The 17,229-nt window shown below is 68.1% G+C and carries 13 protein-coding genes; 5 read left to right on the top strand and 8 right to left on the bottom strand.

Features of this window, described 5'->3' with window-relative positions:
- Positions 1–8 precede the first annotated feature (8 nt).
- From ACFYYB_RS07770 to ileS, 8 genes are all read right to left on the bottom strand, one after another.
- Complete coding sequence (locus ACFYYB_RS07770; protein WP_389433842.1) at positions 9–866, bottom strand: hypothetical protein; 858 nt, start codon at positions 864–866, stop codon at positions 9–11.
- A gap of 122 nt (positions 867–988) precedes the next feature.
- Entirely contained in the window at positions 989–2,041 is a 1,053-nt protein-coding gene (locus ACFYYB_RS07765; protein ID WP_389433841.1) for a phage portal protein, read from the bottom strand.
- A complete protein-coding gene (locus ACFYYB_RS07760) occupies positions 2,031–2,399 on the bottom strand; it encodes a hypothetical protein (protein WP_389433840.1) in 369 nt (122 codons plus the stop codon). The genes ACFYYB_RS07765 and ACFYYB_RS07760 overlap by 11 nt, the downstream gene beginning before the upstream one ends.
- Positions 2,400–2,451: 52 nt before the next feature.
- Complete coding sequence (locus tag ACFYYB_RS07755; RefSeq protein WP_389433839.1) at positions 2,452–4,149, bottom strand: terminase large subunit; 1,698 nt, start codon at positions 4,147–4,149, stop codon at positions 2,452–2,454.
- Positions 4,130–4,447, bottom strand: coding sequence for a P27 family phage terminase small subunit (locus tag ACFYYB_RS07750; protein ID WP_389434955.1), 318 nt, complete (start codon positions 4,445–4,447; stop codon positions 4,130–4,132). Before ACFYYB_RS07750 ends, ACFYYB_RS07755 begins: the two co-directional genes overlap by 20 nt.
- A gap of 856 nt (positions 4,448–5,303) precedes the next feature.
- The gene (locus tag ACFYYB_RS07745; RefSeq protein ID WP_389433838.1) at positions 5,304–5,651 is read right to left on the bottom strand and encodes an HNH endonuclease; all 348 of its coding nucleotides are present in this window, start codon (positions 5,649–5,651) and stop codon (positions 5,304–5,306) included.
- Between the two features lie 971 nt (positions 5,652–6,622).
- On the bottom strand, positions 6,623–8,182 hold the full coding sequence (locus ACFYYB_RS07740; RefSeq protein ID WP_389433837.1) for a recombinase family protein: 1,560 nt from the start codon (positions 8,180–8,182) through the stop codon (positions 6,623–6,625).
- 329 nt (positions 8,183–8,511) lie between these two features.
- On the bottom strand, positions 8,512–11,670 hold the full coding sequence (gene ileS, locus ACFYYB_RS07735; RefSeq protein WP_389433836.1) for an isoleucine--tRNA ligase: 3,159 nt from the start codon (positions 11,668–11,670) through the stop codon (positions 8,512–8,514).
- A 668-nt stretch (positions 11,671–12,338) separates the two neighbouring features.
- Between ileS and ACFYYB_RS07730 the strand changes: the two genes are divergently transcribed.
- The 5 genes from ACFYYB_RS07730 to ACFYYB_RS07710 all read left to right on the top strand — a co-directional run bounded on the left by ACFYYB_RS07730 (position 12,339) and on the right by ACFYYB_RS07710 (position 17,227).
- Entirely contained in the window at positions 12,339–13,148 is an 810-nt protein-coding gene (locus tag ACFYYB_RS07730) for a TraR/DksA family transcriptional regulator (RefSeq protein WP_389434953.1), read from the top strand.
- A gap of 202 nt (positions 13,149–13,350) precedes the next feature.
- Positions 13,351–13,914, top strand: a complete 564-nt coding sequence (gene lspA / locus ACFYYB_RS07725; protein WP_243330189.1) for a signal peptidase II — start codon at positions 13,351–13,353, stop codon at positions 13,912–13,914.
- Between the two features lie 41 nt (positions 13,915–13,955).
- A complete protein-coding gene (locus tag ACFYYB_RS07720) occupies positions 13,956–14,897 on the top strand; it encodes an RluA family pseudouridine synthase (RefSeq protein WP_389433835.1) in 942 nt (313 codons plus the stop codon).
- A complete protein-coding gene (locus ACFYYB_RS07715; protein WP_389433834.1) occupies positions 14,894–15,376 on the top strand; it encodes a GNAT family N-acetyltransferase in 483 nt (160 codons plus the stop codon). Before ACFYYB_RS07720 ends, ACFYYB_RS07715 begins: the two co-directional genes overlap by 4 nt.
- Before the next feature lie 258 nt (positions 15,377–15,634).
- Entirely contained in the window at positions 15,635–17,227 is a 1,593-nt protein-coding gene (locus ACFYYB_RS07710) for a Na+/H+ antiporter (RefSeq protein WP_389433833.1), read from the top strand.
- The last annotated feature ends 2 nt before the right edge of the window (positions 17,228–17,229 follow it).

The raw sequence follows: 17,229 nt of genomic DNA, 5'->3' as shown, positions 1-17,229 counted from the left end.
AGGTCCCCCTAGGTGATGTAGCCGTGTTTCTTGAGCATGGCTATTTGGTGCTCGCGGGATTCACCAGCGAGCTTGAATATCGTTTCGGGCATGAGCCGTGCCTCTTTGGCTCGCTCGTAGCGCTTGCCCGGAACCTTCTGAAAATCGGAGCGCATAGCCTGCGACCCGAGCCCACGTTTCGTTACACCCTCGGTCGTAACTGCCATACGGCCATGGCCAGTTAGGGCGGTGGCCATTCCTCGGCGAGCGTTGATGATCTGCCCGAGATCCGCCCCGGCTGCAAGTGCCTTGACTCCTGCCTCGCCGAGCCGCTTGCGCTGCTCCTCGGGGCTCATCTCTCGGAACAAGTCCTCGGGGCTCTTGCTCGCCTTCCATTCGTCATTGGTCATCGGCTGCATGCCGCAGTCGCATTTGGGATGACGCTTGAAACCTGTGCTGTAGCTGTACTGACGACCGGCGAGGATGATGCACCGCGCACAAGCGGGCAACTTGACCACGCGAACATAGGACACACAGCGTGGATGGGCAGCCATGGCTATGGAGTTGGCAGCACGCACGGTGTCGGCAATCTGAGTACTCACCATCATGGACATCTGCGAAAGACCCCGTAGCGCGGCCACTTCTGCGCTCTCGCCGGCTGCCAGACTCTGCGCCGTTGTGATACTCGGCAGGTACAGCAGTGAGGCGAGCGGACGAGCGTCGGACGCAATGCCGACCAGGCCGGAAGGGTTGACCGTTCCGAGGGGTGCCGCTGCGGCCCCCTGAGCGGCCATAGACGCGCCAACGAATAGTTGGGCGCCCTGAGTTGCGGAGAGTTGCCCCGCCAGGACAGCGCGGAGAATCTGCGCTCCCGTCTCACCCTGCATGGCCGACAGAATCCGGTCCGCAGGCACCTCCCGCCAAAGCCCTTGGATGGCCGCTACGACGGCTCGGGAAATGCTTTGGGCTTGGGTGTACCGTGCGCCTGCCAAATCGTCTACAAGGGCCATCAGGCAGCCTCTACGGGCGGCCCCTCGGCCTGGTCCTGGTCCGGCTTGGGGCCGAAGAGATCGGCCATGCCGCCCCCGAGGATCGCCGAAGCCTGGTCATCCCGCATGCTCTTCCATCGGTTGATGACTTCGGGCGTAACTCCAGGGATTCGCTCCCAAAGGGCCTCATCCGGTACCCCGATAGCCTTCATCTTGACCAGCGCATCGGAATACTGACTATCGCTTCGGAACTGCGGGTCCCGCCAAATGACACCACCGAGCGCAAGCGACTCCGCCCGTTCCGGCTCACCGTTCGCAAGAGCTTCAAGCCGCATGATCTCGCGGAGCGCGGAGCCAAAATGACGCTGCCTCTCCGTCACCTTTGCGACTAGACCGGCCTCACTTGCCGCGAGAGCATCGGCACTCACCTGAATCAGGGCACCCGTCAAGTACGTAGCGGGTGTGCGTGTCTGCGCCGCGATGTGCTCGACCGCCTTATCAATAACCCGCAAGTAGTTATCGAGATCAGCGGCGGAGAATTCGGCAATGGATGCGCCTTCCTTCTCTAGCCACAGCAGACGGTCCGACCGGAACTTGTCGAGCGGCAAATCTTCCTCGCCGACCACTTCGCCCGTGTCATCGGTGATCTCCCGAACGGGGCGATCCATTCCGAGCACAGCGCGAGCGGGAAGAGCGAGACCGTCTGACGCGGTCATCAGGTGAGCCCAAAGGGTGTTCACCGCATCCTGTAGTGGCAGCACCGTTGCAAGCTCACTGCGGGGCGAGCCATGCAGCCGAGAACGGTTCTGCAACTCGACCAGCGGCACCACACCAAGCGGATTAGGGATATGGCTCGGCTCGCCACGGGAAAGCCCCGCAGTACGCCCGGTCCATGCCCCGCCCTCGCGGTTCGGACGCTGCCACCGGTACACCATCTTGGGCGTGAACAGCGTTGAGAATTCCGTATCGGAGTCCCGCCACGTGATCAGGCCGGCTGAACGGGCGCGGCGACGTCCCGGCACGTACTCGACAACGGCGCTGGACGCGTGCTGAAAGGTAATTTCAACGCTCATCGTTGCCCCAAACCAGCGCATACGAGCGCCCGGTAATCAGGGCTTCAAGTAGTGCCAGACCGATTTCTACGTCACATTCCGAGCGGCGCCACGCCTTACCGGCGGCATCGTCAACCGAACCGTCTTCCAGCCGAAACCCAATCGGCACCAGTCGTTCAACCGTGGCATCCGGCACCACAGCGCACCAGTTATCGGAGAACTCATCGAAGAGCCCGCCCGTCTGCGTGCTGAACTCCGGCGAGGAAAACAGGAGGGGCCGCTTACCCTCGTAGGCGTCTGACCACTTCTTAGCGGCTGCCTTACGTCGCTGCACTTTGGCGTACAGCCGTTCTGTCATCTGTAGCGGTGTCTCCGCCATGAACCCCCCTCGGGCATAAAGAAACCCCGGCCGGCTGTTCCCGAGCGGGGCATTAGGCACTCGCAGCGCGAGGGCGCTTAAGCGGTCTACGTACGTACCCGTCCAATGCCATGACCGCAGCGGCAATGCCGTCAATGCGAGCTGATGACTTGCCCCGGTCGGGCTTGACGGGCCTAAGGTTGTCATTTCCGTCTCGGTAGACTTCGACAACGGATGCATTCCAGCGGAGCACAGGGTTACCGCCGTGGCGTATCTGTCCCTCGCGCAGTAGCCGTTCAAGCTCTTTCGAGCCGGGCGACATTCCTAGATAGGTCTGAGCGATGGGCACCACGTCAACGCCGCGCGTTTTCGCTTCGATGCGCTGGACGAGCTGTCCGGCGAACATCCGGTCATAGCTGATTCGCTGAACGTCCAGCCTGCGGCAGTCGGCGATGATCTGTCTCTCGATGGCGTCATAGTCGATTGCGTCGCCCTCGGTGAGCGTGAGCAATCCGTCCGCCACCCATTGCCGCAGCGGTACCTGTAGCTGTTGCTCTAGCTCGTCTACGCGCTCTTCCGGCAGCCAGAAACGGGCGACTAGTTCCAGCTCGACCCCGGGTACGCGGGACTCAACAGCGAGGACCCATGCGGAAAGGTCAGAGACCGCCGAAAGGTCCACGCCGCCCCATGCCCGCCGGTATCGAAATGCTTTGTCATTGACCTCTCCGGCGTTCTCGTCCCACAGCGCGATAGGTAGCCACCGTGAGGCGGCACGCATTCGACGGTTGAGGGACAGCCGGCAGAACGTGGGGAAGTAGCTCGGCGTGGACTTGGCCTTTGCAGCCTCACGCCGCATGTAGGCGAGCGAGGGAGACGCACCCAATCCAGGGTTGGCTTTACGCCATGTGTCTTCACTGAACGGGTCGTCGGACTCCTCGGCAGCCCAAATGACGCCGTAGTGTCCGGGGTCATCGACGACGCCGTCAGCGCACCTGCGGGTGTACGTGTGTTTCTCGTCGTAGATACTGCCCTCGGTACCCTCATCGGCAGTCGTAATGAAGATGACGAGCGGCTGATCACGGGCACCCGTACCGGTCTCGATAGCGTCGATAAGATCACGCCGCTTATGCACGTGGACTTCATCCACGATGGCCCCGGACACGTTCAGCCCGTGTGCGGTCTCGGCAATCTTCGAAAGGGCCCGGAAGACACCGCCGGTCCTCGGCACGCGAATAAGGCCCCTGAGAACCTCTACGCGGCCCCGTACGGCTCTACTAGTGAGCGCCATGCGCTTCGCGTCATCAAAGACGCGTTCGGCCTGCGGGAGGGAACCAGCGGCCGCATAAACCTCGGCGCCAATCTCGCGGTCGGCGAGGAGCAACACCAGCCCGATACCACTGGACAGAGTGGACTTACCGTTCTTACGCGGCACTTCAATCCACGCCGAGCGGACCACGCGAACAGCGCGGCCAAGCTCCTCCGAGTAGGCGAGCCATCCGAAAATTGGAGCGATGACCCAAACGACCTGCCACGGCGAGAGCTTGAGCGGTGTAGAGCCCCAACGGCCCTTTGTGTGCTTGAACGTCTGGATAGCGCCGATGGCTCGACGGGCGGACTCAACGTCAAAGAACGCGCCCGGAGCCTGCGAGGCCTGTACGGCCGTAACGAGTGGGCGGGAGCGCAGTGCATCGGCTATCTCGTCATCGGTAAGCCCAAGCTCGTACAGCGCGTCCAGGGGGACAGGAAGCCCATCAGTCAAAGATCCCGTCATCGTCGCCCCCGCTGAATTCCGGCGGGGTGATCCGAGTGGCCGATGCGGGGCTCAACCCCAACTCGCCGACCAGCGAACGGAAGTGACTCCGGTACTGGTGGGCAATTGTCACCCATGGACTTTTCACATTCCCGCGCTCTGTCTCGACTACTAGGCCGTTACGAGACAGCTCCCGCTCTGCCTGCCATAGGCGAGCCGCTGTCACGCAATACTCGATAGCGGTTTCCCGCTGTGGGTCTGTCAGGCCGGCTGAGTGCACCAGGGCCGGAATCGTCCGTGCCCAGACATCAGCGGCCATGCGGCGCACATCAGCGGAGCCGGTACCGGGCAACCGGTCCGACCAGTCAGGCTCAACCGGAGCCGTCGGGGCGAATCGGGCGCCCTCGGAATTGCGGTCCGGGCGGAACGTGCCTTCCCGGACAGCCTGAATATGCGGTTTGGGTTTCTGTCCGGGGACAGCCATTTGGATTCACCTCCGCGAAAGCGGTCTAATTAGCCATGGGAGTTTTTTGCCTCCCTGCCGCTCGGGAAGGAGAGGGGTTGACCCCCTCCCCCTGGTCAGAACGGCGGGAGCTCGCGCGATTCGCGCCGTGAACGAGCCTCAGCAGCGAACCCACCCGGTTGATTGCGTGCTGTCTCTCGGTTGTGGCACGCGACGCACAGCGGACGAAGATGACCCGCAGCGTCAGGGTTCGCGTCGCCCCGTGCGATCAACTCGCGTCGGGACAACGGGAAGTGGTCGGCCACGTTGGCCAGTCGGCCGCACAACACGCACCACGGGTGCTTGTAGAGGTAGGCACGTCGTATGCGCTGCCAACGCGTGTCATAGACAGCGCCACCACGTGAAGCACGGTCCGCGTTCGCCTCGCGCTCATGCTCGGCACAGCGTCCGCCGGCTCGGGTGAGCTCAGGGCAGCCGGGTACCGAGCACGGGGGGCGGGGCTTACGGGGCATGGGGGACACCAGCACCAGGGGCAGGGGTGCCCTCGCAGAACCGCACAGCAGCGGCAAGGATCGGTTCCCATGCGGCACGGTGCCGAGCATGGACCCGCTCTAGGTAGTCCTGAGTGGGGCGCATCGCTGCGGTGCTCGTCGCGTGCTCGGCAGGGGCGAACCCTTCCGGCAGCAGACCAGCGAGAGCGGCCCCGTACGCGTCAGGTACGGGCACCAGCGGCCCCAAACTCTGTACGCGTCTTGAGCCCGTGACACTCGCGGCACAGCACTTGCACGTTCCCGTCAACGTCCTCGCCACCGAGAGACAGCGGACGCACGTGATCCACGTCCACCCCGTTCGCGGGGAAGTCGTTCAGGCACCAGTCGCACCATCCCGAGCCCCGATCCGTCACGAGCCGGCGGAGCCTCGCAGCAGCGTCATAGCGGGCCGCACGGTGTCGGCTCCGGGCTCGTCGGGTGCGGACCGTGGCTCGGTCCTCGTAGGCCCCGTGGTGCGGCTTGCAGCGGCCCCGATGGGTCGCAGGCTCAGTGCAGTCGATACAGCGCATGTGCTGCCCCCTGATGGTCGTTGTTGTTGCGTGCCCGCCCCCGGACTTGAACCGGGGAACTCTGCGGCCGATATCCCGACGGGGCCGGTACCGCGCACCTCTGGCCGTTGGGTCAGCGGGCGGAAAGCGCGCTACCAGGTAGCGTCAGTTTTGGTTGACACGGCCTGGTGCTCGCCGTGCGCCTGGTGCTCGATGTCCTCGCCGGCGAACCGGTCCAGACGAGTGGGGGACCACACGCGCTTACAACCCCTTTCGGCGCACCCCGGAGGGTGGGTTACTCATGGGCGGTGTGGTCCCCGCAGGCGCTGCCACACGTCGACTCCTGGCCACCCCGGTAACGCGGGATGCGGTGTAGCACGGGCAACGCTGTATCCGAGAGCGGGCACTCAGTCCGCCCGATTCCCCCGTTGGGTGGGTGCGCGGTAATCCCGCTCTCGGTATATGGGGAGAGCAGTCCTTGCCTGCCCCGTGTGCGGGGTAGCTGGTTTCTCTCTCGGTATATGGGGAGAGCAGTCCTTGCCTGCCCCCTGTACGGGGTAGCTGGTTTCTCTCTCGGTATATGGGGAGAGCAACCCTTGCCTACGGCCGGTCTGGTGATGCGGTGCCGAACGAGACGGCTATCTCTCTTCTTCTATATTTTTTTACGTGTTTTAAAAAAACCGGTTGTAACCGTCACTTCAACACAGCTCGTCCCGCTGTAGAGCAGTCAGGCCAGGCTCCGGAGTCGGAGCCGGCGAGCGAGGCTGTGTCCGCCCGTCTGCGGGCATGGGAAAGCCCCGGCGGTCCGAGGGGACTACCGGGGCGAGGCGGGCCGGTCGTACTGCTTCCAGGACGAACCTGTAAGGCACCAGCCCTATCCGCACACCCATGTCGGTGCGGAGTGCGGAGAGCCTACCGGGCCGCGAGGGGTACCCAGAAAGCCCCGGTCAGTCACGGGGACCGTCCGGGGCTGTTCTAGCCGTACAGGGCCGCTACGCGGCTTGCTTGTAGTTGTCCGCATCGAGCTCGGCATCCTCGGGGGTGGCCCATGCGATGGTGACGCGCGCGTCCCCGTTGAAGCGCTTTCCCTGCCCCGGAGACTTGGTCACGGTCACGGTGTCTATGGCGAGCCCGAGTAGATCCCGCTGCATCTGCGGTTCGGCCGTCTTCCAGTACGCCTCACCGTGGCCGTTCAGCAGGAACGACAGGCTTACGGGTTCGCCGTTGCCGACCAGTTCGGCGAGCCGCCTTTCCGCCTTGCCGATTCGGGACTCTGCGGCAGTCTTGTGCGGGATGCGGTACCGGGCGGAGCGGCCCGTGTAGAAGTCGGCTGCATCGTCCGCGTGGAACTTGTCGAGCTTGGCCTGTGCGGTTTTCAGTTCGGCCCGTGCGTCGGCGATCTCCTGCGACTCCTGGGGGCGGGTCAGTGCGTGCCACCGGTCCGCCACGGCGACCAACAACGGGTCATGGTCGTCCGTGTGCCGCAGCCGCTCCGACCACTCCCGTACTACGTACTTCTCGATGGCCTTACGGGTGACGAACGCGGGATCGGCGCACGCTTCGGCTCCGTCGCCGTAGCGGCTGCACGCGTACGACGTCCCTTCCAGCGTCATGGCGCTCTTGCAGGTGGCGCAGCGCATGCGGCTCGTCAGTGCCCGGACAGCGCGGCCCGGAGTCGGGGCAGCCTTGCTGATGGTCTGGTTCCCGGACAGCACACGGCGGGCACGCTCGGCGAGCTCGGACGGGATCATGTTCGGCAGCGTCTCGTCCGTGACGACACGAATCCGCTCACCCTCGCTGTTCAGGAACGGCACACGGTCTCGGTGAGCCTTCCCGCCGGGGCAGTGCGTGAGCCACCCCTCATACACGGGGTGAATGATGATCGCCCGGACCGCATCGGCACGCCACGGGACGCCCGTCCCGGTCCGCAGACCCTCGCTGTTGAGTTGGCGGGTCAGCGCGCGGGAGGAGACACCATCAGCAATGGCCTTGAATACCCGCTGCACGATCTCCCACGGGGTGACCTCGCGTCGGTCGGCAACGGTGCACATGTACGGGGTCAGATCCGGGACGAGCTTCCGCGTACCGGGTACCGCGACCAACCCGAACGGAGCCTTGGACAACCAACGGCCCTCGGTGCGCTGTCGTGCTTTGGTGCCACGCACGTTGTGAGACAGCCGCTGTGAGTACTCGCGTGCGTTCTCGGCCCGGTCGATGATCCAACGGCGATCCCGCTCGTCCAGCGAGTCAAGACGCTCATAGTCGAAGATGACGCGTGCCTTGCCGAGGATTGGTACTACCGCTTCGGCACCCTTGCGGCTGAAACGGTCGAGCGCGTACACCCAGAGTGCGGGCACTTCGCCGGCAAGGACGGCAGACATGGCAGCGTCGTACTTCGGGCGCTGTACGTCCGACCAGGCGGACAGGTTCTCGCGCCATACTTTCCGCACGCAATATCCGTGCTCGTCTGCCCACGCCCGGCCCCGCTCCTCCTGTGCCCGGATGGACAGCGCACGCTCGCCCTCGCGGACAACCTTGGACTTGCGGAGCAAGAGGTCAACCCACGGCCGTCCGTGGCACGGGCACAGCCCGTCAGTAGTCTCGTTCATACCCTCCGGGGAGGGCAGAACTTGCCTAGCAGAACGTGCGAGCGTGCTCGTAGACATGCGAAAGCCTTTGTGACCTGCGGAAACGGCCCGCTACCGAGTAGAACCCAGGGTGTTGGTTCCACTCCAGACCCCGCGCCTCAAACGCCGGCGAGGCTGGATGTATCCAGCCCGGGTCCGGGCGGAGCCCGGGGAACGGTGGAAGGGCGGGTAGGGGAAACGCGAAGCGGCCCGCACCCCCGGGGAGGGGGCGCGGGCCGCTCGGGCCGGAGAAGCTACGCCTTGCGGAGGCGGAAGGTGAGGCCGAGGGGCTCGTCCGTGAACGGGTCGCCGTACGACGCGTCCGCCTCGCCGGAGGCGTAGTCCGTGGCCAGGACCTCGTCCGCGATCAGCGTCGCGTGGTCCGTCAGGGCCGTCACCAGCTCCGGGTCCGACGAGGACCAGCGCAGGGCGATCCGGTCCGCGACGTCCAGGCCGGAGTTCTTCCGGGCCTCCTGGATCAGGCGGATCGCGTCACGGGCCAGGCCCGCCAGCCGGAGCTCCGGGGTGATCTCCAGGTCCAGGGCGACCGTCGCGCCGGAGTCGGAGGCCACCGACCAGCCCTCGCGCGGGGTCTCCGTGATGATGACCTCCTCGGGGGTGAGGGTGACGGTCTCGCCGTTCACCTCCACCGAGGCCTCCCCGGAGCGCAGGGCCAGCGACAGCGCCGCCGCGTCGGCCGCGGCCACCGCCTTCGCCACGTCCTGCACGCCCTTGCCGAACCGCTTGCCCAGCGCACGGAAGTTCGCCTTGGCCGTGGTGTCGACCAGGGAGCCGCCGACCTCCGAGAGGGAGGCCAGCGAGGAGACGTTCAGCTCCTCCGTGATCTGCGAGTGCAGCTCGGGGGAGAGCGTCTCGAAGCCCGATACGGCGACCAGCGCGCGGGACAGCGGCTGGCGGGTCTTCACGCCCGACTCGGCGCGCGTCGCGCGGCCCAGCTCCACGAGGCGGCGCACCAGCAGCATCTGCCGGGACAGCTCCGGGTCGATCGCCGAGGCGTCCGGGACCGGCCACGTGGTCAGGTGCACCGACTCCGGGGCGTCCGGGGTGACCGGGACGACCATGTCCTGCCAGACCCGCTCCGTGATGAAGGGGGTGAGGGGGGCGAGGAGGCGGGTGACCGTCTCCACCACCTCGTGCAGGGTGCGCAGCGCGGCCGCGTCGCCCTGCCAGAAGCGGCGCCGCGAGCGGCGTACGTACCAGTTGGAGAGGTCGTCCACGAAGGAGGAGAGCAGCTTGCCGGCGCGCTGGGTGTCGTACGACTCCATCGCCTCGGTGACCTCGGTCGTGAGGGTGTGGAGCTCCGAGAGCAGCCAGCGGTCCAGGACCGTGCGGTCAGCGGGCGCCGGGTCGGAGGCCGAGGGGGCCCAGTTCGACGTGCGGGCGTACAGGGCCTGGAAGGCGACCGTGTTCCAGTACGTGAGGAGCGTCTTGCGGACGACCTCCTGGATGGTGCCGTGGCCGACGCGGCGCGCCGCCCACGGGGAGCCGCCGGCCGCCATGAACCAGCGCACGGCGTCCGCGCCGTGAGTGTCCATCAGCTGGATCGGTTCGAGGGTGTTGCCCAGGTGCTTGGACATCTTGCGGCCGTCCTCGGCGAGGATGTGGCCCAGGCAGACCACGTTCTCGTAGGAGGACTTGTCGAAGACGAGGGTGCCGACCGCCATCAGCGTGTAGAACCACCCGCGCGTCTGGTCGATGGCCTCCGAGATGAACTGCGCCGGGTAGCGCTTCTCGAAGATCTCCTTGTTCTTGTGCGGGTAACCCCACTGTGCGAACGGCATCGAACCCGAGTCGTACCAGGCGTCGATGACCTCCGGCACGCGGACGGAGGTGAGCTCGCAGCCCTCGGCCGTGCAGGGGAAGGTGACCTCGTCGATGTACGGGCGGTGCGGGTCCAGGTTCGACTGGTCCGTGCCCGTCAGGTCGCTCAGCTCGGCCAGCGAGCCGACGCAGGTGAGGTGGTTCTCCTCGCAGCGCCAGATGGGCAGCGGGGTGCCCCAGTAGCGGTTGCGGGACAGCGCCCAGTCGATGTTGTTGTTCAGCCAGTCGCCGAAGCGGCCCTGCTTGACGGAGTCCGGGAACCAGTTGGTCTTCTCGTTCTCCCGCAGCATCGCGTCCTTGACGGCGGTGGTGCGGACGTACCAGGACGGCTGCGCGTAGTAGAGCAGGGCGGTGTGGCAGCGCCAGCAGTGCGGGTAGCTGTGCTCGTAGGCGATGTGCTTGAAGAGCAGGCCGCGCGCGTCGAGGTCGGCGGTCAGCTTCTCGTCGGCCTTCTTGAAGAAGACGCCGCCGACGAGCGGGACCTCCTCCTCGAAGGTGCCGTCGGGGCGGACCGGGTTCACGACCGGCAGGCCGTACGCGCGGCAGACCGCGAGGTCGTCGGCGCCGAAGGCGGGGGACTGGTGGACCAGACCGGTGCCGTCCTCGGTCGTGACGTACTCGGCGTTCACGACGTAGTGGGCGGGGGCGGGGAACTCGACCAGGTCGAAGGGGCGCTGGTACGTCCAGCGCTCCATCTCCTTGCCCGTGAAGGACTCGCCGGTGGCCTCCCAGCCCTCGCCGAGGGACTTCTCCAGCAGCGGCTGGGCGACGACCACCTTCTCCGAGTCCTCGACGCCGGTACGGCGCGCCACCACGTACGTGACGTCCGGGTGCGCGGCCACGGCCGTGTTGGACACCAGGGTCCAGGGGGTGGTCGTCCAGACCAGGAGCGCCGCCTCGCCCGCGAGGGGGCCGGAGGTCAGCGGGAAGCGGACGTAGACCGAGGGGTCGACGACCGTCTCGTAGCCCTGGGCCAGCTCGTGGTCCGAGAGGCCGGTGCCGCAGCGGGGGCACCAGGGGGCGACGCGGTGGTCCTGGGTGAGCAGGCCCTTGTTGAAGATCTCCTTCAGCGACCACCACACGGACTCGACGTACTCGGGGTCCATGGTGCGGTAGGCGTCGTCCAGGTCGACCCAGTAGCCCATGCGGTTCGTGAGCTCGGTGAAGGCGTCGGTGTGGCGGGTCACCGACTCGCGGCACTTGGCGTTGAACTCGGCGATGCCGTACGCCTCGATGTCCTTCTTGCCGTTGAAGCCCAGTTCCTTCTCGACGGCGAGCTCGACGGGCAGGCCGTGGCAGTCCCAGCCGGCCTTGCGGGCCACGTGGTAGCCGCGCATGGTGCGGAACCGGGGGAAGACGTCCTTGAAGACGCGGGCCTCGATGTGGTGCGCGCCGGGCATGCCGTTCGCGGTGGGCGGGCCCTCGTAGAAGACCCACTCGGGGCGTCCCTCGGACTGCTCCAGGGTCTTGGCGAAGGTCTTGCTCTCGCGCCAGAAGTCGAGGACCGCGTGCTCGAGGGCAGGCAGGTCGACCTGGGCGGGTACCGGGCGGTACTGCGGCGGTGTGGTCATGAGGCTGAACTCTTCCTCCGGCGGGGTGTCACTTCCGTCCGGAGGGACGAGAGCCGCCCTCGTTTCGAAGGACCTGCTGCTCCCGCGGTACCACCCTCCTTGGCCTGCGGACCTGTGGTCCGTCGGCCCCCTCATTGGGGTGCGAAGCCGGTTCTACTCGCCCTACGGGAATCCCGGTGGGCTTTCTTCCGGCGGCTCCGGGGTGATCCTTCGCATCGCGCTCGCCCCCGGGCTCTCACCGTCCCCGGGTCGCTCCTGGCTGCGTCCGACGCTACTCGTCCCCATCCATGCCTCTCGCTGGGCCCAGTGTACGGGCCGGGCGGCCGCTCGGCAGACCGGTTTACGGGGCGTGGCGCGGGGGTCCGGGCGGGGCGCGGACAGGGGTCCGGGCCGGGGTCCGCGCCGGGGTCCTCGCCGGGGGCCGGCACCGGTCTCGGATCCGGGACCGGACCGGGCCCGGATCCGAGAGCCGATTGACCCGAATGGGCCGACGGGACGCTCCGGGGTGCGGCGGGGCGGGTGGGGCGGATTACCGGGCTCCCCGCTGGGCACAACGGATGCAGGTTGACCTCGATGGACGCGTGCCCCGTTGCCGCGGGGCCGGAGCCGATTTATCGTTCCGGCACGATTCGCGAGCAATGATCACAGTATGTGAAGGGGCCGCGGCCATGGTGGCGAAGAAGACCGCCGGGAGTACTGCCAAGAAGGCTGTCGGGAAGGCTGCGGAGGAGCCGGCGCAGGAGTCGGTGACGGAGGTGGCGGCCCCGGATCCGGAGGCCGGACCGGTGGAAGGTGCTGCCGCCGGGAAGAAGGCGGCCGCCACGAAGAAGGCCGCCACGAAGAAGACGGTCGCGAAGAAGACCGCCACGACGAAGACGGCCACGACGAAGACGGCCACGACGAAGACGGCCGCGAAGAAGGCCGCGGCCAAGACGGCCGGGGCCGAGGGGGCGGCGCAGGCCGCGCACGAGACGGGAGCCCGGAAAGTGGTTGCCAAGAAGAGCACCGGCACGGCCAGGAAGACGGCCACGGCCGCGACCAGCGGGCTGCCGAAGGCGCGGGGCACCGCGGGTCTGGCCCCCGGCGAGCTCGCCGTACGGCCGGGCGAGGATCCCTGGACCCCGGACGAGGTCGCCGACGCGCGGGCCGAGCTGGAGAGCGAGGTGCTGCGGCTGCGCGCCGAGCTCCAGGCCTCCGACGCGGCCATCTCCGGGCTGATGAGGGACTCCGGCGACGGCGCCGGCGACGATCAGGCCGACACCGGGACCAAGAACATCACCCGGGAGTCCGAGCTCGCCCTCGCCGCGAACGCCAATTCGATGCTGGAGCAGACCGAGCGCGCGCTGGAACGGCTGGAGTCGGGCACGTACGGCCTCTGCGAGAACTGCGGACAGCCCATCGGCAAGGCGCGGATGCAGGCCTTCCCGCGGGCCACGCTGTGCGTGGACTGCAAGCAGAAGCAGGAGCGGCGGCACTGAGCGCGGGCCGGGCGGGCCCCGATCGGGCGCCGGAGGGCCCTGGGCGGGCGTCACGGGCCCCGGGCCCGCGTCGGCGGGCTCGGGGAGGGGTCCGGCCGGGGCGGACGCCGGGGCGGCGGCGGAAGGGTGCCCTGACGTACTCTCGTGTCGGTCGGCGCGGTGCCGTCCTACAACCTGGTTCGAGCTAGTTCGAGGGACTCACGTGGCAGAGGCGGAGCGCATCATCGGTACGCCGGAGGTCGGGGAAGACGGCACCCAGCCCGAATCCGCCGCGCCCAAGGGGCGGCGGCGGATCGTCGCGCTGCTCGTCGTGGCGCTTCTCGCCTACCTGGTCGACCTCGGCAGCAAGATGCTGGTCGTCGCGAAGCTGGAGCACCAGCCGTCGATCCAGGTCATCGGAGACCTGCTGAAGTTCGACGCGATCCGCAACCCCGGAGCCGCCTTCGGCTTCGGCGAGGCCTTCACGATCATCTTCACCTGCATCGCCGCCACCGTCATCGTGGTGATCGTGCGGCTCGCGCGGAAGCTGTACAGCCTGCCGTGGGCGATCGCGCTGGGCCTGCTGCTGGGCGGGGCGCTGGGCAACCTGACCGACCGGATCTTCCGCTCGCCGGGCGTCTTCCGCGGAGCGGTGGTCGACTTCATCGCACCCGCCCACTTCGCCGTCTTCAACCTCGCGGACTCGGCGATCGTGTGCGGCGGGATCCTGATCGTGCTGCTGTCCTTCAAGGGCCTGGACCCGGACGGCACCGTCCACAAGGACTGATCGCGGGAATGGTCTTCTGTCGAGTCCTGCATACTCGACAGGTGAGTACGATTCCCGAGATCCGCACCCTGCCCGTTCCCGATGGCCTCGAGGGCGAGCGCGTCGACGCCGCCATCGCCCGTATGTTCGGTTTTTCCCGGACGAAGGCGGCCGAACTCGCGGCCGCGGGAAAGGTGCTGGTCGACGGCAGTGTCGTCGGGAAGTCCGAGCGTGTGCACGGTGGCGCCTGGCTCGAAGTCGAGATGCCCGAACCGCCGCGGAAGGTCGAGCTCGTCGCCGAGCCCGTTCCCGGCATGGAGATCGTCCATGATGACGACGACATCGTCGTCATCATGAAGCCGGTCGGCGTCGCCGCGCACCCCAGCCCCGGCTGGACCGGCACCACCGTCATCGGCGGCCTGGCCGCCGCCGGGTACCGCATCTCCACCTCCGGTGCCTCCGAGCGCCAGGGCATCGTGCACCGGCTCGACGTCGGCACCTCCGGCCTGATGGCCGTCGCGAAGTCGGAGCGCGCGTACACCTCGCTGAAGAACCAGTTCCGCGAGCGCGTCGTCGACAAGCGCTACCACGCGCTGGTGCAGGGTCACCCGGACCCGATGAGCGGCACGATCGACGCGCCGATCGGGCGCCACCCCACCGCCGACTACAAGTGGGCCGTGACCCAGGAGGGCAAGCCCTCCGTCACCCACTACGACCTGATCGAGGCCTTCCGCGCCGCCTCGCTGCTGGACATCAAGCTGGAGACCGGCCGCACGCACCAGATCCGCGTGCACATGGCCGCGCACAAGCACCCCTGCGTCGGCGACCTGACCTACGGCGCCGACCCGACCGTCGCCAAGCGCCTCGGGCTCACCCGGCAGTGGCTGCACGCGGTGCGGCTCGGGTTCGAGCACCCCTCGGACGGCCAGTGGGTCGAGTTCGCGAGCACCTACCCGGCGGACCTGCAGAACGCGCTGGACGTGATCCGCAAGGAGAGCGAGTGACCGCGGGCGGCGGCGCCGGCGGCGTCGCCGTACGGGTCGTCGTCACGGACGAGGACCTGAAGGCCTGCTTCGCCGTGCGGACCGAGGTGTTCGTGGTCGAGCAGTCGGTGCCGGAGTCGATCGAGTACGACGCGTACGACGAGATCGCGGTGCACGTGCTGGCCGAGGGGCCGGACGGGGCGCCGCTGGGCACCGGCCGGCTGCTGTACGGGCCGCGGGCCCTGGGCAAGACGGGCTCCCCGGAGGTCGGCTCGCTCGGACGGCTGGCCGTCAGCAAGTCCGCGCGCGGACTGGGGGTCGGGGTCGCGCTGGTGCGGGCGATCGAGGCGGAGGCGGTTCGGCTCGGTCTCGCGGCCGTCGACCTCGGGGCGCAGACCCATGCGATGGGGTTCTACGAGCGGCTCGGGTACGTGGCCTACGGGCCGGAGTTCGAGGACGCGAGGATTCCGCACCGGTCCATGCGGCGAGCCCTGCCGTAGCCCTGACCCCGGCCGGGTGGGCGAACGCGGCCCTGCCCCTGGCCGGCTGGGTGAACGCAGCCCTGCGGGGTCGTTCCCTGCCCGCCCTTCCACCGTTCCCCGGGCTCGGCCCGGACCCGGTCCTCGAACGCCGGACGGGCTGAGAAGACCCTGGGGCTCCGCCCCGGATCGCGGGCTGTGGGGGCGGAGCCCCAGGACACGGTGCGGCACGCCGCCTCAACCCCGTCGCCAAGCCCGGCGGGCTGGCAGTGTGTGGGAGTGGATCAGCTCCTGCTGTTGTTCGTGTTGTTGCTCGGGGCCGTGGTGACGGTGCCGCTCGGGGACCGGTTGGGGCTGCCCTCGCCGGTGTTGATGACGCTCGCCGGGGTGGTGCTCGCCCTGGTGCCCGTGGTGCCCAATGTCGACATCCCGCCCGAGTACATCCTGCCGCTCGTGCTGCCCCCGCTGCTGTACGCCTCCGTGCAGCGGACCTCCTGGCGGCAGTTCGCCGCCAACGTACGGCCCATCCTGCTGCTGGCCGTCGCCCTCGTCTTCGTGACCACCGTGGCCGTCGCCTGGACCGCGCACGCCCTCGTGCCGGGGCTCTCGATCGCCGCGGCCGTCGCGCTCGGGGCGCTCGTCGCCCCGCCCGACCCCGTCGCCGCCACCGCCGTTGCCGGGTCGCTCGGGCTGCCCCGGCGCATGGTGTCGATCCTGGAGGGCGAGGGGCTCTTCAACGACGTCACCGCCATCGTGCTCTACCACGTGGCCATCGCCGCCGCCGTCAGCGGCAGCTTCTCCTGGCCCGGGGCGCTCGGGGAGTTCGTGCTGTCGGCCGTCGTGGCCGTCGCGGTGGGGCTCGGGCTCGGCTGGGCCGCCAACCGGCTCATGGGGCGGCTCGGCGATGCCACGCTCCAGATCGGGCTGACCCTGCTCGTGCCGTTCGTGGCGTACGTGGTGGCCGAGGAGTTCTACGGCTCCGGCGTGCTGGCCGTGCTGACCACCGCGCTGTTCCTCGCCGAGTACGCGACCGACGCCGACGACGTGCTGGGCCGGCTCGCCGGGCACACCTTCTGGGAGGTCGTCGACATGCTGGTCACCGGTGTGGCCTTCGGGCTCATCGGGCTGGAGCTGCACCACGTGTTCGGGGCGGCCCAGGGGCGGGGCTGGGAGATGGCCGGGTGGGCGGCGGCCGTGGTCGCGGTGGTGGTCGGCGTACGTCTGGTGTGGCTGCTGCCGGCCGGCTGGCTCGCGAAACGGCTCCACTCGCGGCGCGACTACGAGGAGGAGATCCCGCTGAGCTGGCGGGAGTCCGTGGTGATGTGGTGGGCCGGCATGCGGGGCGTGGCCTCGGTGGCGCTCGCGCTCGCCATCCCCTTCGAGACGGACGCGGGCGATCCCTTCCCCGCCCGGCAGGAGATCGTCTTCATCGCCTTCGCCGTGATCATGAGCACCCTGGTGGTCCAGGGGCTGACCCTGCCGTGGCTGGTGCGCCGGCTCGGCGTGGAGGCCGACACGGACGCGGAGGCGGACATCGCCCGCGCGCTCGCCATCCGCGCGGCCAAGGCCGCGAAGCGGCGGCTGAAGGAGATCGAGGAAGTGGAGGACCTGCCCGAGGACCTGGTGGAGGTGCTCTACCGCAGGGCCTACGACGTGGGCGCCAGGATCAGCCCGGACATGGTGGACGAGGAGCGGCGGGAGGCGTACGCGAAGCGGGTGGAGCGGATCCGCGACGTGCAGCGCATCCAGCGGGAGATGATGTCCGCCGCCCGGCACGAGGTGCTGGCCGCGCGCAGCGAACCGGGCGCCGATCCGGAGATCGTCGACCGGGTGCTCCGGCACCTGGACGTCCGCAGCCTGCGCAACCCGTAGGA

Source organism: Streptomyces sp. NPDC002886, from assembly GCF_042888445.1.
Classification (GTDB): Bacteria; Actinomycetota; Actinomycetes; order Streptomycetales; family Streptomycetaceae; genus Streptomyces.
Note: the sequence above shows the minus strand (reverse complement) of the source record. Positions and strands in the feature narration are given on the sequence as shown.

Bases quoted from the DNA above. Each gene is read 5' to 3' on its own strand.
- ACFYYB_RS07745 (WP_389433838.1), bottom strand. From the start codon at position 5,651: ATGCGCTGTATCGACTGCACTGAGCCTGCGACCCATCGGGGCCGCTGC.
- ACFYYB_RS07730 (WP_389434953.1), top strand. From the start codon at position 12,339: ATGGTGGCGAAGAAGACCGCCGGGAGTACTGCCAAGAAGGCTGTCGGG.
- ACFYYB_RS07770 (WP_389433842.1), bottom strand. From the start codon at position 866: ATGCAGGGTGAGACGGGAGCGCAGATTCTCCGCGCTGTCCTGGCGGGG.
- ACFYYB_RS07755 (WP_389433839.1), bottom strand. From the start codon at position 4,149: ATGACGGGATCTTTGACTGATGGGCTTCCTGTCCCCCTGGACGCGCTG.
- ACFYYB_RS07760 (WP_389433840.1), bottom strand. From the start codon at position 2,399: ATGGCGGAGACACCGCTACAGATGACAGAACGGCTGTACGCCAAAGTG.
- ACFYYB_RS07765 (WP_389433841.1), bottom strand. From the start codon at position 2,041: ATGAGCGTTGAAATTACCTTTCAGCACGCGTCCAGCGCCGTTGTCGAG.
- ileS (WP_389433836.1), bottom strand. From the start codon at position 11,670: ATGACCACACCGCCGCAGTACCGCCCGGTACCCGCCCAGGTCGACCTG.
- ACFYYB_RS07750 (WP_389434955.1), bottom strand. From the start codon at position 4,447: ATGGCCGCTGATGTCTGGGCACGGACGATTCCGGCCCTGGTGCACTCA.